General features: G+C 69.2%; 20 protein-coding genes and 2 pseudogenes. 8 read left to right on the top strand and 14 right to left on the bottom strand.

Annotated elements, in window-relative coordinates:
• Positions 1 to 74: 74 nt before the first annotated feature.
• The 3 genes from GPX89_RS20385 to GPX89_RS20395 form a co-directional block, all read right to left on the bottom strand.
• Positions 75 to 701: a pyridoxamine 5'-phosphate oxidase family protein gene (locus GPX89_RS20385; RefSeq protein ID WP_157389278.1), complete on the bottom strand. Its 627-nt coding sequence runs from the start codon at positions 699 to 701 to the stop codon at positions 75 to 77.
• Positions 702 to 726: 25 nt separating this feature from the next.
• Positions 727 to 2493: a hydroxysqualene dehydroxylase gene (locus GPX89_RS20390; protein ID WP_157389279.1), complete on the bottom strand. Its 1767-nt coding sequence runs from the start codon at positions 2491 to 2493 to the stop codon at positions 727 to 729.
• Between the two features lie 126 nt (positions 2494 to 2619).
• Positions 2620 to 3561, bottom strand: a complete 942-nt coding sequence (locus GPX89_RS20395; RefSeq protein ID WP_157389280.1) for an EamA family transporter — start codon at positions 3559 to 3561, stop codon at positions 2620 to 2622.
• A gap of 528 nt (positions 3562 to 4089) precedes the next feature.
• On the opposite strand from GPX89_RS20395, the gene GPX89_RS20400 reads away from it, so the two are divergent.
• Positions 4090 to 4989: a LysR family transcriptional regulator gene (locus tag GPX89_RS20400; RefSeq protein WP_157389793.1), complete on the top strand. Its 900-nt coding sequence runs from the start codon at positions 4090 to 4092 to the stop codon at positions 4987 to 4989.
• 45 nt (positions 4990 to 5034) lie between these two features.
• Entirely contained in the window at positions 5035 to 6024 is a 990-nt protein-coding gene (locus GPX89_RS20405; RefSeq protein WP_157389281.1) for an LLM class F420-dependent oxidoreductase, read from the top strand.
• Between the two features lie 60 nt (positions 6025 to 6084).
• Here GPX89_RS20405 and GPX89_RS20410 read toward each other — a convergent pair whose 3' ends face one another.
• The 7 genes and pseudogenes from GPX89_RS20410 to GPX89_RS46265 form a co-directional block, all read right to left on the bottom strand.
• Complete coding sequence (locus GPX89_RS20410) at positions 6085 to 7866, bottom strand: MinD/ParA family ATP-binding protein (protein ID WP_328602082.1); 1782 nt, start codon at positions 7864 to 7866, stop codon at positions 6085 to 6087.
• Positions 7867 to 8002: 136 nt separating this feature from the next.
• On the bottom strand, positions 8003 to 9805 hold the full coding sequence (gene leuA, locus GPX89_RS20415; RefSeq protein ID WP_157389282.1) for a 2-isopropylmalate synthase: 1803 nt from the start codon (positions 9803 to 9805) through the stop codon (positions 8003 to 8005).
• A 222-nt stretch (positions 9806 to 10027) separates the two neighbouring features.
• On the bottom strand, positions 10028 to 11023 hold the full coding sequence (locus GPX89_RS20420; RefSeq protein WP_157389283.1) for a zinc-binding metallopeptidase family protein: 996 nt from the start codon (positions 11021 to 11023) through the stop codon (positions 10028 to 10030).
• Positions 11024 to 11026: 3 nt separating this feature from the next.
• The gene (locus GPX89_RS20425) at positions 11027 to 11905 is read right to left on the bottom strand and encodes a transglutaminase family protein (protein ID WP_157389284.1); all 879 of its coding nucleotides are present in this window, start codon (positions 11903 to 11905) and stop codon (positions 11027 to 11029) included.
• The gene (locus GPX89_RS20430; protein WP_328602083.1) at positions 11905 to 14742 is read right to left on the bottom strand and encodes a circularly permuted type 2 ATP-grasp protein; all 2838 of its coding nucleotides are present in this window, start codon (positions 14740 to 14742) and stop codon (positions 11905 to 11907) included. The genes GPX89_RS20425 and GPX89_RS20430 overlap by 1 nt, the downstream gene beginning before the upstream one ends.
• Positions 14743 to 14765: 23 nt before the next feature.
• Positions 14766 to 18266: pseudogene (locus GPX89_RS46260) on the bottom strand (transglutaminase family protein); the annotation flags it as partial.
• 258 nt (positions 18267 to 18524) lie between these two features.
• Positions 18525 to 18707, bottom strand: a pseudogene (locus GPX89_RS46265) (transglutaminase N-terminal domain-containing protein); the annotation flags it as partial.
• A 129-nt stretch (positions 18708 to 18836) separates the two neighbouring features.
• Here GPX89_RS46265 and GPX89_RS20440 point away from each other — a divergent pair.
• The 3 genes from GPX89_RS20440 to GPX89_RS20450 all read left to right on the top strand — a co-directional run bounded on the left by GPX89_RS20440 (position 18837) and on the right by GPX89_RS20450 (position 20048).
• Complete coding sequence (locus tag GPX89_RS20440) at positions 18837 to 19055, top strand: hypothetical protein (protein ID WP_328602084.1); 219 nt, start codon at positions 18837 to 18839, stop codon at positions 19053 to 19055.
• Positions 19056 to 19071: 16 nt separating this feature from the next.
• Positions 19072 to 19713: a hypothetical protein gene (locus GPX89_RS20445; RefSeq protein WP_328602085.1), complete on the top strand. Its 642-nt coding sequence runs from the start codon at positions 19072 to 19074 to the stop codon at positions 19711 to 19713.
• Between the two features lie 143 nt (positions 19714 to 19856).
• Entirely contained in the window at positions 19857 to 20048 is a 192-nt protein-coding gene (locus GPX89_RS20450) for a hypothetical protein (protein WP_157389286.1), read from the top strand.
• A gap of 3 nt (positions 20049 to 20051) precedes the next feature.
• Here GPX89_RS20450 and recR read toward each other — a convergent pair whose 3' ends face one another.
• Complete coding sequence (gene recR / locus GPX89_RS20455; RefSeq protein WP_033090831.1) at positions 20052 to 20660, bottom strand: recombination mediator RecR; 609 nt, start codon at positions 20658 to 20660, stop codon at positions 20052 to 20054.
• Positions 20661 to 20676: 16 nt separating this feature from the next.
• On the bottom strand, positions 20677 to 21009 hold the full coding sequence (locus tag GPX89_RS20460; protein ID WP_328602086.1) for a YbaB/EbfC family nucleoid-associated protein: 333 nt from the start codon (positions 21007 to 21009) through the stop codon (positions 20677 to 20679).
• Positions 21010 to 21110: 101 nt separating this feature from the next.
• On the opposite strand from GPX89_RS20460, the gene GPX89_RS20465 reads away from it, so the two are divergent.
• Together GPX89_RS20465 and GPX89_RS20470 are read left to right on the top strand one after the other, a co-directional pair.
• Positions 21111 to 21920 carry a MerR family transcriptional regulator gene (locus GPX89_RS20465; RefSeq protein WP_157389287.1) on the top strand — a complete coding sequence of 270 codons (810 nt, stop codon included), beginning with the start codon at positions 21111 to 21113 and terminating at the stop codon, positions 21918 to 21920.
• A gap of 15 nt (positions 21921 to 21935) precedes the next feature.
• Positions 21936 to 22286: a VOC family protein gene (locus tag GPX89_RS20470; RefSeq protein ID WP_157389288.1), complete on the top strand. Its 351-nt coding sequence runs from the start codon at positions 21936 to 21938 to the stop codon at positions 22284 to 22286.
• A 7-nt stretch (positions 22287 to 22293) separates the two neighbouring features.
• On the opposite strand, the gene GPX89_RS20475 is transcribed toward GPX89_RS20470, so the two are convergent.
• Positions 22294 to 22728 carry an SRPBCC family protein gene (locus GPX89_RS20475; RefSeq protein ID WP_328602087.1) on the bottom strand — a complete coding sequence of 145 codons (435 nt, stop codon included), beginning with the start codon at positions 22726 to 22728 and terminating at the stop codon, positions 22294 to 22296.
• Positions 22729 to 22905: 177 nt separating this feature from the next.
• On the opposite strand from GPX89_RS20475, the gene GPX89_RS20480 reads away from it, so the two are divergent.
• Positions 22906 to 23811 (top strand): hypothetical protein, encoded by a 906-nt coding sequence (locus tag GPX89_RS20480; protein ID WP_157389290.1) that lies wholly within the window; start codon positions 22906 to 22908, stop codon positions 23809 to 23811.
• Here GPX89_RS20480 and GPX89_RS20485 read toward each other — a convergent pair.
• Complete coding sequence (locus tag GPX89_RS20485; RefSeq protein ID WP_407939431.1) at positions 23808 to 25037, bottom strand: ArsB/NhaD family transporter; 1230 nt, start codon at positions 25035 to 25037, stop codon at positions 23808 to 23810. The genes GPX89_RS20480 and GPX89_RS20485 overlap by 4 nt on opposite strands.
• Positions 25038 to 25204 lie beyond the last annotated feature (167 nt).

Genomic DNA, 25204 nt, shown 5'->3' on the forward strand with positions numbered 1-25204 from the left:
CGACGCGAGTTTATGGGGACCGCGAGTGCGGCGTGCGGGCGGCATCGCGGCCGACGGGGTGATTCCCGCCGCAATCAGCTCTTGTAGAGCATCTTTTCGTAGTTGGCGGGCGCGTAGTACTCCTCCAGCTGCTCCACCGTCTCGGTCATGGCGGCGGGCATCACGTCCTTGGCCATCCGGGCCGCGCTGGGCAGCGTGTCCTCGGGCCACCGCTCGGGATCCCACAGCGAGCTGCGCATGAAGGCCTTGGCGCAGTGGAAGAAGATCTGATCGATGGCGACCTCGATGGCCAGGATCGGGCGATGCCCCTTGACCGTCATGTCCTCGAAGTAGGGAGCGTCGCGGACCAGGCGGGCCCGGCCGTTGATGCGCAGGGTGTCGCCGCGGCGCGGAATCATGAACAGCACGCCGACGTGCGGGTTGCTCAAGATATTGAAATAGCCGTCGGCACGCCGGTTTCCGGGCCGCTCGGGGATGGCGATGGTCTTGTCGTCCAGCACCTTCACGAAGCCGGCCGGATCGCCCTTGGGCGAGGCGTCGCAGTTTCCGTCCGCGTCGCTGGTGGCCACGACCACGAACGGCGTAGCCGCGATCCACTCGCGATCGTGGGCGTGCAGGGAGTCACGGACCTTGTTCTTCGGTCGCCAGGCGACCTCGCCCAGCAGTTCGCGCAGTTCGACGGGGTCCGTGATCTCACTCATGCCTTCGATTCAACGTGAAATCGCGCTAGGCGTCGAACATATTTGGTTGTCCCGCCGCGTAGCGGGCCGCGTCCAGCTGCCGGAACGGCTCCAGGACCTCGCTGCGGTAGAGGGTGAACAGCTTGCAGCGCGGGGCATCCGAACCGGTCACATCCAGCAGCTTGTTCACCGCGGTGCGGGCCGCCTCGGACGCGCCCTCCATGGTGGCCAGATCCACATTGGTGCGCACGTAATCGCCGGCCAGATACAGGTTCGGGAGCGAATCGGCATGCGATTCCGGGCGCAGCGCCCAGGAGCCCGCTGTATTGATCAGCAGCGGGTCGGCATTGGTGTTGCGCTGCTGCGCGGCGTCCCAGGCGATTCCGGTGTCGAGGAACCAGGAGTGCAGGTCACCGTCGCGCAGCAGGTCCGCGCGATCGTTGAGGTGCGCCTTCAGCTGCGCCCACACCTCGCGGGCGATCTCGTCGGGGCTGCATTCCTTGGCGGTTTTGCCGTAGAGCATGCCGGGGGTGTTCCAGTCGGAGATGTCGACCGAGAGGCAGTCCTGCACGGTGCCGTCGCCCAGGCCGGTGACCGGGGTGCGATTCCAGAACTGGCCCTGCGCAATGGAAGTCAGCGACCACGGGGAGTCGACGTAGGCCACATGGCCGCGCGCGATATCGGTGCGGCTGCGCAGGAAGAACTGGATGCCGGTCATCCAGTCCACCGTCAGCTGGTTCATGCCCGCCAATTCCGGTCGCAGCGACAGGATTTCGGGCGTCCACAGGGTGCGGGCCACCTCCACCGGCATGGCGCTCACGAAATGGTCGGCGGCGACCGTCTGGGCCGCGCCGGTCGAATCCACCACCCGGGCACCGGAAATCCGGGCCCCGTCCAGGTCCAGACCGCGAACCTCGGCGTTGACGAAGGTGACGCCGAGATCCTTCAGCCGGTTGACCCACGGGTCGATCCAGGCCTCGTTGGTGGCCCCGTTCAATAGTCGGTCCAGGGCGCCGTCATTGCCGACCTCGAGCGGGTTGCCCAGGAACTGCTCGCCCATGGTGCCGATGGTGAGCGTGCTGGCCTTGTCCTCCTTGGCGGCCACCAGCAGTGTGGTGAGCGTGCGGGAGAGCAGCATGCGAAATTCGTTGGAGCGCTTGCCCGCACCCACGTAGTCGCGCCAGGAGACGTGGTCCCACTGGCCGTAGCGGCGGGCGTCGCAGCTGGAGTTGAAGACCAGCAGGCGCTGGGCGAAGTAGAAGGCGTCCGCCATGCCCATATTGGTGGAGGTCGCGATGGCCGAGCCGACCGTCTCCCGGAAGTCGTCCGGGGTGGACCAGATCTTGCCGAACTTGCCCATCGGGATGATGGTGTCGTCCGCGCCCGTGCGCGAGAATCGCGCCTCCGGGGCGGCGACCAGGTTGTCCCACACACCGTTGGCGTTGCCCGCGAACGGGATTCGCCGCATGGTGTCGGGAATGTGGCGGTAGAAACCGGGGAAGAACCGGAATCCGTGCTCACCCCACAGTTCCGGTCGCCCGTCCTTGCCGCTGCCCGGCACCGCGATGCTGCGGGCCTTGCCGCCCAGGGCCCGCCGTTCGTAGACGGTCACCTCGAAGCCGCGTTCGGCCAGTTCGTGGGCCGCGGTGAGTCCCGCGACACCGCCGCCCAGCACCGCCACCCGACGTCCGGTGTCGGCCCGGGCCGCGGTCGGCGTGGCGGCCCCCGCCGCCACCGCCCCCGCCATCGCCCCGGCCGCCACCGCTCCACGCAGCACTGAGCGCCGCGTGACGGACAAACGTTGTCCTGCCATACCCGTTACCTCCCACGCCTGGTCCGCATCCTAAGGAGCTGTCGCAGACAGATGGTCGGTTGGGGTGGAAATTTCTATGCCGAGGACCCGATTTCTGGCCTAACTCCAGCAAATCGGGTTCTTCGGCTAGGCGTCGACGAGATCAGAGTCCTTTTCGACCCGGCGTGTCGTCTCGGCGGGTCGAGCGATGCGACGGCCGGGCGACGTCGCAGTGAACGCGCCGGCGAGCACGATCGCGGCCCCGATCAGGGACAGCGCGGTCGGGGTCTCGTGCAGGAAGACCCACGAGGCGGGGATACCCACCACCGGCACGGCCAGCGACAGCGGAGCCACCATGCCCGCCGGGTACCGGGCCATCAGGTAGGTCCACAGGCCCGAACCGGCGATGGTGCCCAGCAGCACGATGTAGGCGAGGGCCGCGAAGGCGGGCCAGCCGGTGGACGAGAAGGACGAGATCAGGTCGTTCCATCCCGTCGTGGGGCCCTCGGTCAGCACGGACAGCGTGAACATGGGGATCGGCGGCACCACGGCCATCCACAGCGTGAGGTGCAGCGGGTTCACGTTCTCCGATTGCGCTGCGGCCAAACGGGATCCGATATTGCCGAAGGCCCAGCCCAGGCCGCCGAGCAGGGTCAGCAGCACCGGCAGCAGGGCCGCGTGATGCGAACGGTCCCAACCGATCACGGCCACCCCCGCGATGGCCACCGCGATGCCCGCCAGCTGAATGCCGCGCAGCCGCTCCCGCAGGAAGATCGCACCCAGCAGCACGGTGAACGGCGCGGACGACTGCAGCACCAGCGAGGACAGTCCCGTCGGCATGCCCGCCCGCATGGCGGTGAACAGGAACGCGAACTGCAGAATCCCGAAACCCAGCCCGTACAGCAGCAGCCACTTCCACGGCACCCGCGGCCGCGGCACGAACAGCAGCACCGGAATCGCGATCACGACGAAGCGCAGGCCCGCGAAGAAGAACGGCGGGAAGTGCTCCAGGCCGATATGAATGGCCAGGAAGTTCAGGCCCCACAGCACCACGACGGCCAGGCCGATCAGTCGATCACGATTGGTCATGCCGAAAATCTTGCGTTGGCTAATAGGTAAGCACAATCGAATAATTCTGCAACAACAATGTAGTACAACTGAACAGTGCCACAGCCCGACCCGCCCCGACCCATCCCACCCCCACGCCGCGTCCACCGTGGCACACCGGGCGAATCCACGCAGGAGCCCGCGACGCCGACCGGGAAACACGAACCCATAGTTGTGAGCGATGGCCCGACCCGAGTCCGGACCGGCACCCCGCCGAGCACCCCGACTCGCGCGAGGCGAGTGGTATCGACCCCGCGGACCGCGGTCACCCCGGACAACTCGGGCGGCGGCTCCGGCGGTGCGGACAGCACCGATCCGGCTGCCGAGAATAGCGGCCCCGCAACGCCTTCGGCGCCGTCGGTGGCCGCCCGCGACACCTCTGCCCGGGTGAGGCGCGTGGGCACACCCCGGGCGGCCGGGGCGGAATCCACCACTGCGGATGACGATCCCGGGCCCGCGGGAGCCAGCGCGTCGGCCCGTCCGGACTCCGGCCGGGCCGAGGGACCCCTCATGTCTCTCGAACGGTTGCGCGTGCTCCGCGAACTGGCCGATCGCGGGACGGTTGCCGCGGTGGCCGAGGCGTTGTCGATGACTCCTTCGGCCGTGTCGCAGCAACTCAAGGCGCTGGCCCGGGAGGCCGGGGTCGCGCTGCTCGAACCGGACGGGCGGCGGGTGCGGCTCACCGATGCGGGCCGGGCGTTGGTGGTGCGGGCCGACGAGGTGCTCGAAGCCATGGAACGCGCGGTCACGGAGATGGCCGAGTACCGCGGATCACCGCGCGGGCGGGTGCGGGTGGCACTGTTCCCGTCGGGTGCGGCCCTGCTGCTGCCGCATGTGCTCGCGGAACTCGAGGACAGTGGCGTGGAGGTGATCGCCAGCGACGAGGACGTGCCCTCCAGCGAGGTGCCGCGGTTGCTGGCCGATTACGACGTGGTGCTCACGCATCGCGACGAACGCGCGCCCTCGCTCGGCGGACCGCGCGTGGCGTCCCGGATCCTCATGCGTGAACCGATCGACGTGGTGGTCGCCCCCGACCACCGCCTGGCCCGCCAGGGCGCGGTCGTGCCCGCCGAACTCGCCGACGAGACCTGGATCAGCGTCCGCACCGGCTTCCCCGTCGACGACGTCCTGCGCTCCATCGCCACGGTGACCGGCGTCCAACCGCGAATCGCTCAGCGCCTCAACGAATTCGCCGTGATCGAGGCCCTCGTCGCCACCGGCTACGCGGTCGCCCTCATGCCCCGCTACGCCGTGCGCCACCCCCACCTGGTCATGCTGCGTCTGGCCGGGGTCCGGGCCGCCCGCGTCTACGACCTCGCCATCCGCCCGCACGCCGACAAGCGGCCCGCCGTGGCCATGGTCATCGCCGCCTTCCAGGCCGCGGCCCGCCGGGCGACCGGTGCCGAATAATCACCTGTTGACTTGGAGTGCACTCCAAGTTCTAGCGTTTGCGGCATGAGCATTCGACTCGGGTATCAGATGCCGAACTTCAGCTACGGGGTCGCTCCTCGGGATCTCTTCCCGGCGGTGGCGGCGCAGGCGCGCGAGGCCGAGGCGGCCGGTTTCGACGCGGCCTTCGTGATGGACCACTTCTATCAGCTGCCGCTGCTGGGCGCGCCCGAGGAGCCGATGCTGGAGGCGTACAGCGCGCTGTCCGGGCTGGCCGCGTCGACCGAGCGAATCCAGTTGTCCGCCTTGGTGACCGGCAACACCTACCGGAATCCCGCGCTGACCGCGAAGACGGTCACCACGCTGGACGTGGTGAGCCGGGGACGGGCCGTGCTGGGCATCGGGGCCGGGTGGTTCGAGCTCGAGCACAAGGCCTACGGGTACGACTTCGGGACGTTCACCGAGCGGTTCGAGAAGCTCGAGGAGGCCCTCGAGATCATCACGCCGATGCTGCGCGGGCAGCACTCCACCTTCGACGGCAAGTGGTACCGCACCGAGAACGCCATGAACGAGCCGCGGGTGCGCGACGATCTGCCGATCATGCTCGGCGGCGGCGGTGAGAAGAAGACGTTCGCGCTGGCGGCCCGCTTCGCCGATCACCTCAACATCATCTGCAATGCCTCGGAGCTCCCGCGCAAGCTCGACGCGCTGCACGCCCGGCTGGACGAGGCGGGCCGCGATCCGAAGACCCTCGAGACCAGCTTCCTGGCCTTCGTCATCGTCGACGAGGACGGCGACCGGGCCCGCAAGACCCAGGCCGAACTGCTCGCCCGCATGGGTATCGCCGACCTGTCCGCGCTGCCGGCCGAGGCGCTGCGCAACACCCCCGCCGACCGCCAGTTCGTCGGGACACCCGACGAGGTCGCCGAGCAGATCCAGGCCCGCGTGCTGGACCACGGCATCGACGGCATCATCGTCAACATGGTCACCAACGGCCACGAGGCGGGCGCGGTCGAGCTGGCCGGTCGCGCGCTGGCCCCGCTGGTCCACGCCTGACCCACGACGAACTATGCCCCGCGGTTCGGTTGAACCGCGGGGCATTTCGCTGTTCGCAGGTCAGCCCTGCGGGTGGAAGCCGTCGCCCTGCGGCGGGTAGCCACCGCCCTGCGGCGGCTGGAATCCGCCCTGCGGCGGCTGCTGCTGGAAGCCGCCCTGGGGCGGGAAGCCTTGCTGGGCAGCGTGATAGCCGAAGTCGTCGGCGACCATGGCGGCCAGTTCCAGCAGGGCGCGCCGGGTGGGCTTGCCGACCAGTTCGAGGTCGATCTCCGCGCCCTCGGCCAGGTGATCGTCGAAGGGCACCACCTGCACCGCGCGGGTGCGGTCGAGGAACAGCTTGCGCAGCTGGTCCAGGTCCACCGTGGAGGAACCCTTGCGAGAAGCGTTGACCACCACCACCGTTCGCTCCACCAGCTTGTGGTAGCCGTGGTGGTCGAGCCAGTCCAGGGTGGCCGAGGCGCTGCGCGCGCCGTCGATGGCCGGGGACGTGACCAGCACCAGCGAGCTCGCCATATCCAGCACGCCGGACATGGCCGAGTGCATCAGGCCGGTGCCGCAGTCGGTGAGGATGATGTTGTAGAACTGCTGCAGGATGCCGATGGCCTTGCGGTAGTCCGCCTCCGAGAACGCCTCCGACACCGCCGGATCCTGCTCGGACGCAAGCACTTCCAGGCGGCTGGGCGCCTGCGAGGTGTGCGCCCGGACATCGGAGTACCGGCTGATGTGCCCGTCCTCCAACAGGTTTCGCACCGTGGAGCGGGTCTGCCGGGGCACGCGGTGGGCCAGCGTCCCGAGGTCGGGGTTGGCGTCGATGGCGATCACCCGGTCACCGCGCAGCGAGGCGAAGGTGGAGCCGAGACCGACCGTGGTGGTGGTCTTTCCGACGCCGCCCTTGAGCGACAGGATGGCGATCCGGTAGTCCCCGCGCACCGGCTGGTTCACCCGGTCCACCAGCTGCCGGTACACCACATCCGCGGCCGACTCGCCGGGGTTGATGGCACCGCCGGAGGCCTTGTGCACGGCGCGCCGCCACCCGCTGCGCGGCGCGCGCTTGGCCCGCTTCAACAGGTTCAGGTCGTTGACCGAATGCCCGGGCGGCATCGGCTGCTGGCCGTACTGCTGACCGAACCCGCCCTGCGGCGGCTGGGGTTGCTGCGGAAAACCCTGCTGCTGCTGGGGATTCCAGCCCGGCTGGAAGCCCACCTGCGGTTGCGGCGGCTGAGTGTGCTGCGGCGGCGCGGCCGGGGGCGGCGACCAGCTGTAGATCGGCCCGCCCGGTTGGTCATTGGACGGCGCGAACTGGCCCGGCTGGCCCGGTCCGCCGAAATGTCCCGGCTCCCCGGGATTCTCGCCGTCGCCGGAGGGACCCGGCTGCTCGGGGAACACCCGCCGCACCATGCCGTCGCTGCCGATCTCCTGCCGGATCTCGCCGTAGGGCGTGTGGTCCACGACCTCGCCCAGCGGTGCGGGCGGCGGGAAGCCGTTGTGCGCACCGGGATTCGGCGGGGGCGCGAACTGACCGGCGTCCGGCGGCGGGAAGCCGCCGCCCGGCGCGAAGCCCGGCGCACCGTAGGGTCCGGGCCCACCGGGCGCGAAGGGATTGCCGCCGTCGGGCGCACCCGGACCGTAGGGCCCGGGGAACTGCCCCGGCCCACCGGCCAGGTGAACGGTGTGGTCGATCGAATCCGGCACCGGCGGGAAGAACCCGGCCGCCTGCTCCTCGGAGTCGGTCCCGGATTCCTTCACCTCGGCGGACTCGTCCGGCTCGGACGCCTTGACGGCGTCGTCGACGTCCTCGGCCTCCGCGGGCTTCGAGGTCGAATTCTGATCTTTCGTGGTCACGTGTCCCCCATCTGCTCGACAGCTCGAACAGAGAGCTCGGCGCTATTGCGTCCCAACGCTAGCATTCTCGAGCCCTCCAGACGCGGCGAGCCCGCCTCGACGAAGTCGAGACGGGCTCTCCTACCTGCGCTTTCACTCAGCCCTTGCGGGCGGCGCGGTTGACCGCCGAAACGACCGCGCGCAGCGAGGCGGTCGTGATCGAGGTGGCGATGCCCACGCCCCAGGTGACCTGGTCCCCGATGGCGACCTCGACATAGGCCGCGGCCTGGGCGTCGTCGCCGGAGGACATGGCGTGCTCGCTGTAGTCCAGCACTCGCACGTCGTAGTCGATGGTGGCCAGCGCGTCGACGAAGGCGGCCAGCGGGCCGTTGCCCTCACCGGAGATGGCGTGCTCGACGCCGTCCACCTTGACCACGGCCTCGATGTGGTCGACGCCGCCGTCGGTCTCCGACGCGGTGACCTTCTGCCGGATGCGCTCCAGCGGCAGGATCGGGGTCAGGTACTCCTCGGAGAAGACGTCCCACATCTCCTTCGGGGTGACCTCGCCGCCCTCGCCGTCGGTGATCTTCTGCACGGCCTGCGAGAACTCGATCTGCAGGCGGCGCGGCAGCACCAACCCGTGATCGGTCTTCATGATGTAGGCCACGCCGCCCTTGCCGGACTGCGAGTTCACCCGGATGACGGCCTCGTAGGTGCGGCCCACGTCCTTCGGGTCGATGGGCAGGTACGGGACCTCCCACACGATGTCGTCCACGTCGGCGCCCTGCGCGTCGGCGGCGGCCTTCATGGCGTCCAGGCCCTTGTTGATGGCGTCCTGGTGCGAGCCGGAGAAGGCGGTGTAGACCAGGTCGCCGCCGTAGGGGTGGCGCTCGGCGACGGGCAGCTGGTTGCAGTACTCGACCGTGCGGCGGATCTCGTCGATGTCGGAGAAGTCGATCTGCGGATCCACCCCGCGGGAGAACATGTTCATGCCCAGCGTGACCAGGCAGACGTTGCCGGTGCGCTCGCCGTTGCCGAACAGGCAGCCCTCGATGCGGTCCGCGCCGGCCTGGTAGCCCAGTTCGGCGGCGGCGACGGCGGTGCCGCGGTCGTTGTGCGGGTGCAGCGACAGCACGATGGAGTCGCGGCGAGCCAGGTTGCGGCTCATCCACTCGATGGAGTCGGCGTAGACGTTCGGGGTCGCCATCTCCACGGTCGCGGGCAGGTTGATGATCAGCGGCTTCTCGGGGGTCGGCGCGATGATCTCGGAGACCGCGTCGCACACCTCGCGGGCGTAGTCCAGCTCGGTGCCGGTGTAGGACTCGGGGCTGTACTCGTAGCGCCAGTTGGTGTCCGGGTAGCGCTTCTCGATCTCCAGGCACAGGGTCGCGGCGTCGGTGGCGATCTTCTTGACCGCGGCCCGGTCCGCGCGGAACACCACGCGGCGCTGCAGGATCGAGGTCGAGTTGTAGAAGTGCACGATCACGTTCGGCGCGCCGTCGCAGGCCTCGAAGGTGCGCTCGATCAGCTCGGCGCGGCACTGGGTCAGCACCTGGATGGTGACGTCGTCCGGAATCGCACCGTCTTCGATGATCTCGCGGACGAAGTCGAAGTCGGTCTGCGACGCGGACGGGAAGCCGACCTCGATCTCCTTGTAGCCCATGCGCACCAGCAGGTCGAACATGCGGCGCTTGCGGGCGGGGCTCATCGGATCGATCAGCGCCTGGTTGCCGTCGCGCAGGTCCACGGCGCACCAGCCGGGCGCGCGGTCGATGATCTTGTCCGGCCAGGTGCGGTCGGGCAGCGCGATCGGCTCGACCTCTTCGGCGAAGGGCCGGTACCGGAAGACCGGCATGGAGGAGTTCTTCTGCGCATTCCAGGCGGGCTGGTCGGCGGGCGCGGGCTTGGAGGGCGGGGTGATGTTGCGCGTGCCGGATACGAAGGCGTCAGCGGGGGACATGGCGATTTATCTCCGAGGGTGTGGCTGGATCCCAGGTATGGGTAGACCGGCGCGGCAAATCCCCGCGACGGGAGCCGGTCCGTATCAGAACCCGTCGCGGCGGCCGAGGAGAAGAAGGGCCCGCTGCATGGTGATCACGAGTTTACATGCGGGCGATAGAAGCCCGGAAGGCGGGGAGGCGGGGGCCACACCGAAGGTAGGAGCCGACACGGTCCGAGTGTGTCACCCCTGCGCGGCCGCCACGCAGAGTTCGTGAATGAAGCGCATTTTGCGCAGCACCGGGTCCGCCAGCACGAAGGGATACGGATCCCGGTGGCCCATGGCGCGATTCATCATATTGAGGGCCCAGACCAGGGGCAGCCAGAGTTCGATGATGCGGTCGAACGCGGCGTCGCCGATCGGCGGGCGGTCGAGAGCGGCTGCGGCCGGGGCGAAGCCGAAGGCGGCCGCGGTGTCGAGGGTGTCGCGGATGTGCAGGTAGTGGGCGAAGGTTTCGGCCCAGTCCTCGGCGGGATGCATGGCCGCGTAGGCGGAGACGTGGGTGTCCTCCCAGCCGGGCGGGGCGCCCTCGGCGTAGTGGCGATCGAGGGCGGCCTGATAGTCGGCGAAGGGGTCGCCGAACAGTTCGCGGAAGCGGTCCAGATCGTCCTCGGCGACGATCACCTCGAAGTAGTAGTGGCCGATCTCGTGGCGCAGGTGGCCGAGCAGGGTGCGGTAGGGCTCGTCCATTTCCAGGCGCAGCCGTTCGCGGTGCAGGACGTCGCCCTCGGCCAGGTCGAGGGTGATGACGCCGTGCTCGTGGCCGGTGGTGACGGTCTCGTCCGCGCTGGAGAGCAGATCGAAGGCCAGGCCGTGGTCGGGGTCGGCGGTGCGGTCGGTCAGGGGCAGCCCCAGTTCGGTCAGCTCCAGAACCAGGCGGCGCTTGGCGGCCTCGGCGGCGGCGAAGGCCTCGAGCCACTTGTCCTCCTGTTCGCCGGGGCGGACGCGGGTCAGGCGGCAGGAGGCGCAGAGTTCGGGGGCGAGGCCGGGGGGCGGGGCCGGGACCAGCCAGTTGCATTGGGCCACATATTGGTTCGCGCACATGGCGGAGGTCTCGGGATCGACGGGGAGCAGGGCCCGGGCGTCGAGGCTGAAGCCGAGGTCGCTGCCGCAGCCCAGGCAGACGGTGTTCTCGAAGGCCAGTTGCTGACCGCAGCGGGGACAGGTGAAATCGCGCATCGGCTAGACCTCTATCGGGGCGACATCCACCGAAACAGTGATGGTGGATTCCTTGGCGTCGGTGTAGATGATGCCGCGCAGGGGCGGGACGTCGGCGTAGTCGCGGCCCCAGGCGACGGTCACGTAGCGGTCGTCGGCGAACTGGTTGTTGGTGGGGTCGAAGCCGATCCAGCGGGCCGCCCCACCGTTCTCGCCGGGGAGCCGGACGTCGGCCCAGGCGTGGGTGGCGTCCGCGCCGACCATGCGTTCCTTGCCCGGGGGCGGGTCGGTGGACAGGTAGCCGGAGACGTAGCGGGCGGCCAGGCCGCGGGAGCGCAGGCAGGCGATGGCGAGGCGGGCGAAGTCCTGGCAGACGCCGCGCCGCTCGGCGAAGACGTCGGCGACGCTGGTGCTGACGGTGGTGGAGCCGGACTCGTAGGTGAAGTCGGTATGGATGCGGGTGGTCAGTTCCCGCACCGCCTCCAGCAGCGGGCGGCCGGGCGGGAAGGATTCCGCGGCGTAGGCGGCGACCTCGGCGGTGATCTCGGGCGGGGTGAGGTCGAGGGTGAATTCGACTGCGAGCGGGCCGTTTCCGACATCGGGGCGGGCCCGCTCCCAGGGTGTTCGCACGCCGTCGCCGTCCGGCGGATCGACCTCGACCAGGGATTCGCCGGTCACCTCGAGGCGGCGGTGCTCGGCGGTGACGTGGAAGTAGAGGGTGGTGTTGTCGTAGACGTCGGTGCCGACGGACCGGTCCGAGGGCACCGGGTCGACCCGGATGTCGTGGGTGAGCAGGCGCTGCCCGGGAAAGTCGCGCGGTGTGAGATAGGCACGCCCGTAAGAGCTGGTGACCACATCGGAGTACACGTAGACGGTGCGGTGCAGCACCCGGTAGCGGCGCATCAGCCCACCACCCGGGTGGAGCCCCACAGGGGCTGGATCTCGCGCGGCACCGAGAGCCGGGTGGCCTCGAAGGATTCGGAGAGCTTGCGCAGGCGCAGATGGACGCCGTCGAGCAGTTCGGCCAGTTCGGTGCGGCGGCCCTCGGCGTCGGTGGCCTCGAGGTCGGCGGGGTCGAGGCGGCGCAGCATGCGCTGGGCGTCGGACAGGAGCCGTTGCGGGCGTGAGGATCCGGAGGCGGCGGGCAGGGCCAAGAAGTCGTCGTCCAGGCGCTCCAGCTGATAGGCCAGCGAGCGCGGATTGTGTTCGTCGAACAGCAGCAGCCCGGCGACGGCGGCGATGCGAACCGAATCCCGGTGGCGGCGGCGGTAACTCACCGCGGAGACGGTGGCCTGCAGCACGGCGTCGGTCACCACCCGGCCGACCTCGGGCGGATAGGTGTCGGTGAGCGCGGAGTTCAGCAGCGCCGACAGCGTCAGGGCGCGCTCGATGCGGCGGCCGATGTCCAGGACGTGCCAACCGGTGTCGCGCACCGTCGATTCCGCGTCGATGCCGGTGAGCGCGAGCAGACCGGACAGGGCGCGGGAATGCACGGTGGAGAGCGCGGCGCCGCGATCGCCGTGGGTGCCACGGTATTCGGACAGGGCGCGGTCGATGGAGCCGAGCACCATCCAGGTGTCGGGTGAGAGTTGATCGCGGACGGCGCGTGCGGCTTTCGCGTAGCGCTCCACGGAGTAGGCGACGGAACCGGCGAGCTCGCGGTCGACGGTGAGCGAGACCAGATAGTCGTGATCCCGCCGGGACGCGCCGGGCAGGGCGATCGGCACGGTCGGCTCGTCGGAGTACTCGCGGCGACGCGACGGCTGCGCCCCGGTCTGGGTCTGGGACTGGGTTCCGGAGCGGTCCTGCGACTGCGACTGCCTCTGCCGGGTGCGCCGGCGCTCGGCGGTATCGCGCTGTCCGGCAGGCCGTCTCGGTGCGGGCGGGGCGCTGCCGGTCATGCGGCCGAGGGCGGCCATGAGCACGGGCATGGCCTCCGCCCCCTCCATCCAGGGCCGGTAGCGGTAGTCCTGGTGGCGGTCGTGGATGGCGCTGAGCAGGCGCAGGGTGACCTCGGCGCGCTCGCCGTAGCGGCCCAGCCAGAACAGGTCGTTGAGCACGCGCGGGGAGCTGACCACATCCACGACTCCGGCGAAGGCCACCCGGCGCTCGCGTTCCTCGGGCACTTCGGGTGCGGGCACCTCGACGGCCGGCACGGCCGGGACGGCGGCGGGGGCCGCGCGCACCCAGACATCCTTGGCGGCGGCCTCACCGATCATGCCGTCGGGTCCGCCGCGCTGGTGCAGTTGCCCCAGACCGCCCTGCATGACGCGGTATCCGACCCGTCCGGCCAGGGAGAACAGCCGGACGGCCACGGGTGCGGCGGCCAGCCCGCCGGAGCCGTCGACGGCGGGTGCGATCGAGAAGCGCGCCGGTTCCTGCCCGACCCATTTCCAGCCCTCGGTCTCGATGCGGGCCCGCCATTCCGCGCGCTGCACGGCGGTGAGGAGGGGGCCGAAGACCGTGGTGTCGTCCACCGCGGAGCGCAGGATCAGGCGATGCAGGTTGGCGGAAAGCTTGGTCCGCTCGGAATCGTCCCCACCCCAATAGGATTCGATGCTGGGCACTTCGAGGTCCTCGTCCAGCAGCCGCCGCGACAGCCGGGGCAGGAAGGTGGCCAGCGCCGGGTTCTCCAGCAGCCCGCTGCCCAGGGTGTTGACGACCGTGACCGCGCCCCGGCGCAGCACCTCCACCAGGCCGACCACGCCCAGCCGTGAATCCGGGCGCAGGTCCAGGGGATCGGAGAATTCGGCGTCCACGCGGCGCAGCACCACGTCGACCCGTTCCAGGGTGCCCAGCGACCGCATCCACAAGTGGCCGTCCCGCACCACCAGGTCGGCGCTCTCCACCAGCGGGAAACCCAGGACCGACGCCAGATATGCCTGATCGAAAGCGGTTTCGGAGTGCACGCCCGGGCTCAGCACCACCACGGTCGGATCCTCGTCGGCGGCCCGCGGGGCGGCCTCGATGAGCATCAGCCGCATGGCGCGCACGAAGGGGGTTAGCGGGCGCGGGCTGGCCAGTTCGAACGCCTCCGGGATGGCGGCGGAGACCACGCGGCGGTCGGCCAGCGCGTAGCCCGCGCCCGACGGGGCCTGCGCCCAGTCGGCGAGTACCCGGAAACCGCCGTCGCCCCAACGGCTCACATCGCAGGCGTGCAGGAACAGCTGATGTGCTCCGGGCAGCGAAATACCGTGGGCCGCACGCACATACCCACGATGCGCGAAGACGATCCGCGGCGGGAGCAGGCCCTCGGTGAGGGTGCGGCGCGGGCCGTACACGTCGGCCAGGACCGCGTCGAGCAGCCGGGAGCGTTGCACGACACCGGATTCCAGCTCGGCCCAGTCGGTGTCGGAGAGCAGCAGCGGGATCGGGTCCAGCCGCCAGGGCGACGGGGCGGCGGGCTCCTCGGAGGTGGTGAGCTCGGTGTAGGTGATGCCGTCGTCCTCGATGAGCCGCCGGACCCGTTCGTCGATGCGGTGCAGACCCTCGCGGCCCTGGTCGAGGAGGTCGGCGGACAGATCGGCCCACATGCCGCGCAGGCGGCCGCCGCGATCCACCAGTTCGTCGTAGAAGCCGCCGGTGGGCAGCCCGCACGCGTCCCGGGCACCGGTATCGGCCGCGGCGGCACGGTAATTCGCGAATTCCTCGAGCACCTCGCGCCGCGCGGCCAGGGCGGTCCACCGGTCCGGTTCGTCGGGCGTGGCGTCCCCGGGCGGCACCGCGTCGAGCACTGTCACCGCTACCACTTCCCCGGGTATGCCTATCGATCGCCGACGATGCCCCACACGGTCCGCGCCCTCCGCAGATCGAGTATTCCGGGCGCGCCGACATCTGTCGCCTGTATGGCCATTTTGGCACGCAAATCCGCGATATCCACCCGGCCCGGGGTATGCCCGGTGGATTCGAATCGCCGATTGCGCCGGGATTGCGCCACCACCGAATTCACCGGCGGCCCGGCATAGAACATGCCGCCGGGATGGCTCACGTGATAGGTGCAGCCGCCGCGGGACAGACCGCTCTCCAGTTCGATGACATCGAAGACCAGGGGCGCGTCGACGGTGATCGTCGGATGCAGCGATTCCGGCGGCTGCCACGCGCGATAGCGCACGCCCGCCACCTGCACATCCGCCCGCCCGGCCGCGACCAGCGGCAGCGGGAAACCGTTGCAGGTCACCACATAGCGATCCCGATCGGCCCCGGTCACCCGGACCTGCAGCCGCTCGACGGAGGAATCGACGTAGCGTGCGGTTCCGGAGGCGGTCGTCTGTTCACCGAGGGTGTTCCACGGTTCGATCGCCCCGCGCAGTTCCACTTCCATATCTCCGAGTACCACCGTGCCGAACCTGGGAAAACGAAACTCGAAGAACGGATCGAGCCAACTGGTATCGAATTCGATACCGTGCGAACGCAGATCGGCCGCGACGTCGGCGATATCGGCCTGCAGGAAATGCGGTAGCAGATAGCGGCCGTGCAGGTTGGCCCCGTGCCGGATGAGCGGCGCGGTGTAGGGATGTTCCCAGAACCGCAGCACCAGCGCCCGCACCAGCAGCGACTGCACCATGGCCATGCGGAAGTGCGGCGGCATCTCGAAACCGCGCAGCTCCACCAGCCCGAGGCGACCGCGTACCGAGTCGGGGCTGTAGAGCTTGTCGATGCAGAACTCGGCCCGATGGGTATTGCCGGTGAGGTCGGTGAGCAGATGCCGCAGCGCCCGATCGATCGCCCACGGCGGAGCGACGGGTTCGCCCGAATCCTCGCCCCCGGCAGCCCGGCTCAGCCGGGCGATCTCCGCGAACGCGATCTCGAGTTCGTAGAGCGAGTCCTCGCGGCCCTCGTCCACCCGGGGCGCCTGCGAGGTCGGGCCGATGAATCGTCCCGAGAACAGATAGGACAGCGCGGGATGCCGCTGCCAGTAGGTGAGCATCGAGACCAGCAGATCGGGCCGGCGCAGCAGCGGTGACCGCGCCGGGGTGCGGCCGCCGAGCGTGATGTGATTGCCGCCGCCGGTCCCCCGGTCGGTGCCGTCCACATCGAAGGACTCGGTGCTGAGCCGGGCCAGCCGGGCCTGCTCGTAGAGGGTGTCCAGCAGTCGCGACTGTTCCTCGAAACTCGAAGTGGGCTGGACGTTCACCTCGATCACACCCGGGTCGGGGGCCAGGGACAAGGTGTGCAGCCTGCCGTCCACCGGCGGCGGATAGCCCTCCAGCACCACCGGCTGCCCGGCCGCGGCCACCGCCTCCTCCACCCGCCGCACCAGATCGCAGTACGCGCCGAATTCGCCGATGGGCGGCAGGAATACGTGCAGGTGGCCGTCGCGGACCTCGGCGACCACCGCGGTGATCGGCGCGCGTTCGGCGGACTCCACCACGGCGGGCGGTTCGTCCGGAGCCAGCGGCGGACGCGGCGCGAAGGGATCGGCCTCGGGGCGCGGCGGCGGCGCGTTCCAGGCGACCGACTGCAGCGGCAGCCGCAACCCCGCCGGGGAATCCCCCTCCGTCAACATGATTCGGCCCCGGCGCAGCTTCCAATCCGCGCTCGCCCAGCCGGCCTCGTCATCTCTGCGGTACAGCGACAGCACATAGGCGGCGGGCCGGCCGACAGCGGTATCCAGCCGCGCCAGCAGGGTCCTTCGCGTCGCCAGCGAATCCGCTCCGGTCGCCAGATCCTCCTCGGCCGGAACCGGATCGCCGTGTGGCACGGCGGCTTTCGCCGCCAACCGCAGCAGTGGGTCTTCGTAGGCGGGACGCACCTGACTGTCCGGGAGACCCAATCCGTGGGCCAGATGGGCGATTACGTCCCGGGCCACCCGAGAATCGGGACCGGGCGACAGCTCGGCCACGGCGGGAGCGGGCCGTCGTGACGAATGCTCCGCCCCGAGTACCGTCGATCGGTGCTCACCCGGGCCCGCCGGTACGCCGGGCGGTCCCGGCTCATCGCCGACACCCGGGGAGCTCGATCCGCCGCCAACACCATGAGAACCTGCCCGATCGCCCGAGGCGCGCGGCCCCGGCGTATCGATCCAGCGCCCCGGTATTTCGCTCCCGGTGCGGTGCCCGTCGAACTCGCGGGGCTCGCCGTCGCCGGGCGCGATCGTATTGCCGCCGAGGCCGCTCTCGCCCTGCGCGGCACCATTGTTCAGGCCCACGCCATTGCCCTGCGCCGTTCCATGGCCCTGCGCCGCAGCCTCACCGGACGTCGTCGCCGGGCCCCGCGTCGCGCTTTCATCCGGTATATACGTTTCGTCCTGCTTCGTCCCCTTGGTGCGCGCCGCGGAAAGGTCCTGCGTGGTGGCGAAGCCCGCAGCGGGTTTGCGCTCCTCGACCACCGCCGTGGCTCGCGCCCCGGTCATTACCTTGCTTTCGCCGCCTGCGCTGTCCGACAGGCCCTTTCGGGCGTTCGGGTTTGTCGGAGGCGGATCGGCCGGAGGCAGCCACGGGTGCGCGAGCAGGCTCGGGTTCCGCCACAGCGGCTCGCCGTCGTCGCGCCACAGCATGGCGATTTCCCAGCGCGGCAACGGCTCCCCCGGGTACCACTTGCCCTGGCGGTACTGCATCAGGCCGGTCGGCGCGTAGATGCGGCGCAGGCGTTCGGCGAGGTCAGCGGCGCGTTCCCGTTTGGCTGGGCCGTCGGCCTCGGTGGTCCACTCCGGGCCGGTCTGGTCGTCGAGGGAGACGAAGGTGGGCTCGCCGCCGAGGGTCAGGCCGATTCCCGCGGCCTCGGTGCGGGCGTCCACGGCCGCGCCCGCGGCGCGGATGCGTTCCCACTGAGTATTGCTGTAGGGCAGGGTGACTCGCGGGTCCTCGTGGATCCGGCGGACGGTGTTGGAGAAGTCGAGGGTGGAGCTGACCGGGTCGGTGGAGCCGGTGATGGGGGCCGAGGAGACCGGGTGCGGGGTGGCGGCCAGCGGGATGTGCCCCTCCCCCGCGAACAGGCCCGAGGTGGGGTCCAGGCCGACCCAGCCCGCGCCGGGGAGGTAGACCTCGGTCCAGGCGTGCAGGTCGGTGAAGTCGGCGGGCGGACCGGAGGGTCCGTCCAGAGACGGCACGTCCTGGGCCAATTGGATGAGGTAGCCCGAGACGAAGCGGGCGGCCAGCCCGAATTCCCGCAGGATCGAGACCAGCAGCCACGCCGAATCCCGGCACGAGCCCAGCGCGGTGCGCAGGGTGTGATCCGGCGTCTGCACGCCCGGCTCCATCCGGATGGTGTAGGCGACATCGTTGCGCAGCGCCTGGTTCACGGAGATCAGGAATTCGATGGTGCGCGGCCGATCGTGCGGGGTGTGGGCGCGCACCCATTCGCGCACCGATCGCCCTGGGCCGGAACCGGATTCCCCCTCGTCGACGGGCCGCAGATACGGTTCCAAATCGGCCAGCAGCTGCGGCGAGTATTCGAAGGGGAATTGCTCGGCCTGCTCCTCCACGAAGAAGTCGAACGGATTGATGGCGTCCATATCGGCGATCAATCCGACCACGATGGACAGTTCCGACGTGGGCTCGTGGAAGATCAAGCGCGCCAGGAAGTTCCCGAACGCGTCCTGCTGCCAGTTCACCCAGTGGTTCCCCGGGGTGACCCGCATCGAGTACGCCTCGATGGCGGTGCGCGTGTGCGGGGCCGGTCGCAGCCGGACCACGTGCGGATGCACGCGCACGGGGCGGTCGAAGGAATAGGTGGTGCGATGCTCGAGGGAAACCTTGATCCCCATCTGTCCAGTGCACCACGAAAACGGCCCGCCACGCTGGCGTTTTTCCGACAGATCGGACGACACGCGGTGACCTCCCGCAGATGTCGCACCCGGGTGATATCACCGTAACGAAAGGCGAAGGAGGCAGCGGTGCATCCAACCGGTTGCTCACTGTGTGAATCGGCCCTCGATCACTGTCACGGGACGCTGATCGTGCACGCCGCGGGTTCGGTGGAGTGCACCGAATCCGACTGTTTCGACACCGGCCGGGCACGGCATCTGTTCGTGGCCGACTGCGCCGATGTGGCGGGCGGCTGCTCGTGCGTCGGCGCGGCGATGGAGACCGGTCGGCATACCCGCGCGGGCTAGCAACTAGCCTGGCCGGGTGAGTTACGACCTGGTTCTGCTGCCCTCCGGCGCCGCCGCGTCCCCCGAAGCGGTGGACGCGTACCTGACCGCGCAGGACGGTCGGCCCGCCGTCGAGGCCGTCGGCGAGATCGCGGCCGAGCTGGACAAACGCAATGCCGGGCTGCCCGAGGCGGACGCCTTCCTGGGTGCGCCGGCGGTCGACGGCGTGCTCGGTGACGCGCTGTTCGTGTCCACGCCCTACGACTCGCTCGGGTTCACCCGGAACCTGTTGTTCGAGCTGGGAACTCCGCGCGGTTACGCGGTGTGGGATCCGCAGCTGGCCTGGCTGATGGATCCGGCGGGCTCGATCGCGGCGGCCGTCACGCACGGCGGCGCGGGCGAGTTCCCTTATCTGACACGGCAACTCGTCGACGAGTGGATTCCGGAGCTCGGCCAGCCGGGTCCGTACCTGATCGTGGAGACCGGGGATCAGGTCTACATCCAGACCTATCGGCATCCGGACGGGCATTACGACCTCGAATACCGCGAGGGCTCACCCGATAAGCATTTCGCCGCCACCGCGAACGATCCGCGAATTGTCGCCGATCTGATCTGGGGATGGACCACCGGAGATCGTTCCGGATTCACGGCACTCGATTGGCAGAAGCTCACCTTCTGACCCTCGAATAACGGAGAGATTCCAATTTCGGCTCGCCCGACCCGGCAATGAAGCCTGCGCGCATGAAGGAAAGCTAATCTTCAGCTAATTGCATGCGGTGTATTCAGGCTTGTTCGCATTACCACCGAGGCGAGGAGCGAAGGATGAAGCTACGTCCGACCATGAGCGCGGGGACCTTGCGTAAAGGCTTGGCCGTCGTGGCCGGATTAGCGGCTACCTTCGCCATCGCCGTCGCTTTACACGCCAGCGGGGCCGGAGCCGATATTCCGCGCAACGTTCAGCACATTCCCTGCCCCCACCCGGCGGCGCTCCCCGCGCCGCCGACCTGGACTTAGCCGCTATAGCGCCCGACGGCCGGAAAGGGCCCGGCCCAGGGTCAATTCGTCGGCGAATTCGAGATCGCCGCCCATCGGCAGGCCCGAGGCGAGTCGAGTCACGCTCAATCCCGGGAAGTCCCGCAGCATGCGGACCAGATAGGTCGCCGTCGCCTCGCCCTCGGTATTGGGGTCGGTGGCGATGATGACCTCGGTGACGTCCACGCCGTCGTCCTGATTTCCGATGCGGGTCAGCAACTCCCGAATGCGCAGCTGGTCGGGGCCGATGCCCGACAGCGGGTCGAGCGCGCCGCCGAGCACGTGATAGCGGCCGCGGAATTCGCGGGTGCGCTCGATGGCCTGCACGTCCTTGGGCTCCTCGACCACGCAGATCATGGTGCGGTCGCGGCGCGGGTCGGCGCAGATGCGGCAGAGCTCACCGTCGGAGACCGTGCCGCAGACGGCACAGAAGCGCACGCCGTCGCGCACCTTCTGCAGCGCCGCCTGCAGGCGGTCGATCTCCGGTGGCTCCACCGAGAGGAGATGAAAAGCGATGCGCTGCGCGCTCTTCGGACCGACGCCGGGCAGCTTGCCCAGCTCGTCGATCAGATCCTGAACCGGACCCTCGTACACCTACGCCGTCCTCCGCTCAGAATCCGGGCAGCGCGCCGCCGCCGAGGCCGCCCGCCAGCGGGCCCAGCCGCTCGGCGGCCAGGTTCTGGGCGGCCTCCATGGCGTTGTTGAGCGCGCCGATGACGAGGTCCTGCAGGGTCTCGACGTCCTCCGGGTCGACCACCTTGGGGTCGATGGTCAGCGCCAGCACCTCGCCGGTGGCCTTGATCTTGGCGCGCACCAGGCCGCCGCCCGCCTCGCCCTCGACCTCGGACTCCGCGATCTCCTGCTGCGCGGCCATGACCGCCTGCTGCATCTGCTGGGCCTGGGCCATCAGGGCCTGCATGTCGAAACCTTCACCGGGCTGCACGGCGCGTCCTTCCTGAGGGATGGTGATCGCTGCCCAGCCTAGTCGCCGACGCGCGGCGATCTTCTTGACTCTCCCCTCACCGGAGGGTGTTCGCTAAGGGCATGACGGCAACGGTTCCGATCGGCGAGTTCTCCCGGCTCACCTACCTGACCATCAAGACGCTGCGGCACTACCACGAGATCGCGCTGCTGGAGCCGGTGTCGGTGGATCCGGACTCGGGGTATCGGTACTACTCGACCGAGCAGGTGGATCAGGCGCACCTGATCAAGCGGCTGCGCGAGCTGAACATGGCGCTGCCGCAGATCAAAGCGGTCATGGCCGCACCGGATCAGGCGGCGCGCGACACCGCGATCCGGGCGCACCTCGAGCGCATGGAGGCCGAGCTGGTGCGCACCCGCGACGTGGTGGCCTCACTGCGGGCGTTGCTGCTGCCCTCGGCCGCGATCGATATCGAATATCGTTCCGTCGCAAGCTATCCGGCGCTGGCCATGCGCGCGGAGGTGGCGCGCGAGGACTGCGACGTGTGGTGCGAGCACAGCTACGGAACCATGTACGGGCAACTGGCCGCCGCGAACCTCGCACCCGCGGGTCCGGGCGGGGCGACCTATGCCACCGAGTTCTTCGAATACGACCGCGGCGAGGTCGTCACCTTCGTGCCGATCGAGGACCGGCACCGCGACCGCTTCGACCCCGAATCCATGCTCGACCTGCCCGCGCGCCGGTTCGCCATCGCCGTGCACGCCGGGCCGTTCACCGAATTCGACCGCACCTACGGCGCGCTGGGCAGCCATGTGGCCGAACACGACAGCGCGCTGGCCGAACCCGTGCGCGAGATCTACCTGGTCGGACCCGGTGACGCCGAGCCCGAGGACTACCGCACCGAAGTCTGCTGGCCGATCGGCCGGCTCTGAAAAAGGAGAGAACCCATGGCACTGACCCTCGGCAATATCGTCTTCGACTGCCACGATGCGGCCGCGCTGGCGGGCTTCTACGCGCAGCTGCTCGACCGTCCGATCGACGAGGGCGCGAACGAGCACTTCGCGACCATCGACAATGCCGCCGCCACACCGACATTCATGTTCGTGGCGGTCCCGGACAAGAACCCGGGCAAGAACGTCGTGCACCTGGATCTGGGCGCGGGCGACGGGCTGACCGCCGAGATCGAACGCGCGGTCGCCCTCGGGGCCAAGCACATCGCGGACTTCGACGAATACGGCGTGAAGTGGGCGACGATGGCCGACCCGGAGGGCAACCTGTTCGATATCGGCGGCGAATGAGCCTGAGTCAGGCCAGTTCGCGCTTCAGGTTCTCGAGCACCTCGGCCTGGATCTTCTTCAGGCCGATCGGTGCGAAGATGCCCTCGAAGATGCCGCCGATGCCGCCGGCTCCCTTCCAGGTGGTGCGCACGGTCACCAGCGAGCCGGCGCCCTGCGGCGTCACGGTCCAGGCGGTGACCATGGAGGAGTTCGAATCCCGTTCCGTCACCATGGAATCCGAGACCGACACGGCGGCGCGCACATTGCGCTGGCGGCTCTCGGTGGCCTGCAGCGTCCACTCCGCGACGGTGCCCGCGCCCTGCCCGCCCTCGACCACCTTGTAGTCGCGGTAGTGCGAGGAGAGGATCTTCGGCCGCACGGTCTCGTAGTCCGCGATCGCGTCGAGGGTGCGCTTCGGATCCGCCGCGACGACGATCGAACTGGAGGCGCTGACCTGTCCCACCATGTGCTCCTTTGTGATTACGCGGGCCGCGACAACCCTGTGACTGCTCCGCAGTGTGCCCTGTTACCGATCGGTCATGCTACGCCGGATCGGGGCGGGACCGGGGCACCGGATTCCGGGTGTGGGCGAGCTCTCGCGCCCCTATCCTGGGGGCACATCCCGGGGGAGGCGGCGCCGATGACGCGATTCGTGACATGGGTCAGGCTCAATATCGACGGGGTCGTGGCGCTGATCGTCGCGGTCACCGCCGTCGGGCTGGAGTTCCTCGACAAGATCAATGCCCTCAATGCCGATCAGAGCTTCGTCAACGGCGCCATCCTGCTGGTCCTGAGCCTGCTCGTGCTGAGCATCCTGCGGGATCGGCACCGGATGGCGCGGCTGGTCCGGGAGAGCGCGGCGGTGCAGCTGCTGTACGGGGCGGAGATCGATCAGGCCCATGCGCTGGCCCGCCGCGAGACCGACAGCTGGATCTACAAGGGCGGCACCGGAACCTATCTGCGGGAGGTGACGCTGCCGTACTTCCTGGGCCGGGTTCGCGCGGAACAGCAGCTGTTGAGCCTGCGGGTCGAGATCCTGGACCCGAGCGACGAGCGGCTGTGCGAGGTCGAGGCGCAGCATCGCAACTCGCTGCGACCCGATGGCGACGCGAACGGCAGGCCGTGGACCACCGACCGGATCCGCAAGCAATGCTTCGCCTCCGTGCTGGCGTGCTCCTGGTACCGGACCCAGTCCGAACTGCTGACCATCGAGCTGGCGCTGTCGCCCGTCGTCTCGACCTATCGGTGGGATATGTCCGACAGCGTCGTCATCGTGAATCAGCGCGGATCGAACACCCCGGCCCTGCTCTTCGAACGGGGACGGACCCAATATTCGGATCTGACCCGCGAATTGGCCCTGAGCTTCAAGCAGGCCCGCAATGTTCCGCTGGGCCGCGACAGCGAGCTGCGCCCGCCCGCCGAGCCGACCATCGTGCAGGTGCGCAGGCAGCTGGAACGGCTCGACCTGCCGCTGCCCGCCGTGTACACCGATGAGGACGTGCTCGAGATCGTGGAATACGCACTGCGCCCGACGAATACGTTCTAGCCGGTGAGCAGCAGTCCCGCCGTGGCGGCGACGGTCGCGGCGGCGGCCAGCACCAGCCCGGTCAGCACGAACCGTCGCATGGGCACCCTCACCTCGTGGCTGCGGCAGAACTCCAGGCACAGCAGCGTGGCCAGCGAGGCCCACGGTGTCACCAGCGGACCCACATTGGTGCCGATCAGCAAGGCCAGCAGCTGATTTCGATCACCGGCGGAGATCACGGCTTCCCCCGCGGTGTATGCGGGCAGGTTGTTGACGATATTGGACAGGGCCGCCCCCGCCCCCGCCGCGCGAAACACCCCCGGACCACTGGTGTCCCGACCGATCAGGTGGTCCATGATCCACGAGAGCCCGTGCAGCGACAGCGTCGGCACCACCAGAAACAGCCCCGACACGAAAACCAGTAGCTGCCAGGGGAACAGCGACCATCGCAATGCCGACCGATCGCAGACGGCGAAGGCTGCCACCGCGATCGCCGCGGCCACCGCGGCCGCGATCCCGATCCGATTCCCCACAAACGGAATCGCCGCCACGAACAGCACGCACGCGCCGCCGGACGCGTACAGCAGCACGCGTTCACGCATATCCGCCGGTCGGATCGCCTCCGGCACCACATACCGATCGGCCCCGCGCTGCGACCGCCGCCAGTACCACCACCACAGGCACACCATGGTCACCGCGATCGAAAGCAATTGTGGCAGCCACATTCTCGCCGCGAATCCGGTAGCATTCAACGCCACCCGATCCGCCGCCAGCAGGTTCGTCAGATTCGACACCGGCAACAACAGACTCGCCGTATTCGCCAACCACAACGTCGTCATGGCCAACGGCAGCGGCGGAATCCGCGCCGGTATCGCCAGCGCGAGCATGACCGGCGTCAACAGCACCGCCGTGGTGTCGAGATTGAGCACGATCGTGGTGATCGACGCGAACAGCACACAGAGCAGGAACAATCCCACGTAGTTGCCGCCCGCCACGATTGCCAGCCGATGCGCGATCACGTCGAAAACCTTGGCCCGTCGAGCAAGATTGGCCAGCACGATCACGCTGCCCAGGAACAGGAGCAATGGCGCGATCCGCCGCATGTTGTCGGCCGCTTCCGCCTTCGGCAGCAGTCCCGTTGCCACACAGATCAACCCGACTACCAGCAGACCAATTCGGATGCAATCCAACACGGACGGCCGCCAAACCAGCCGCGCGACGCCATGCGCAGCCGCCCGCCTACGCACGAGGAAGCACCTGGCCTCCGCGCCACACGATATGGCGCGTCCCGACCAGCGCCGGTAGCGCTTTTGAGATCGCCGTGCGCTGCTCGGGATTCGTGCCACGCGTCGCGATCCAAACGATCGCGACCTTGGCAGCCGCCGTCATAATCTGCGCGAATAAGGCCACATAT

Origin of the sequence: Nocardia terrae (genome assembly GCF_009760405.1) — a bacterium.
Taxonomy (GTDB): domain Bacteria; phylum Actinomycetota; class Actinomycetes; order Mycobacteriales; family Mycobacteriaceae; genus Nocardia; species Nocardia terrae.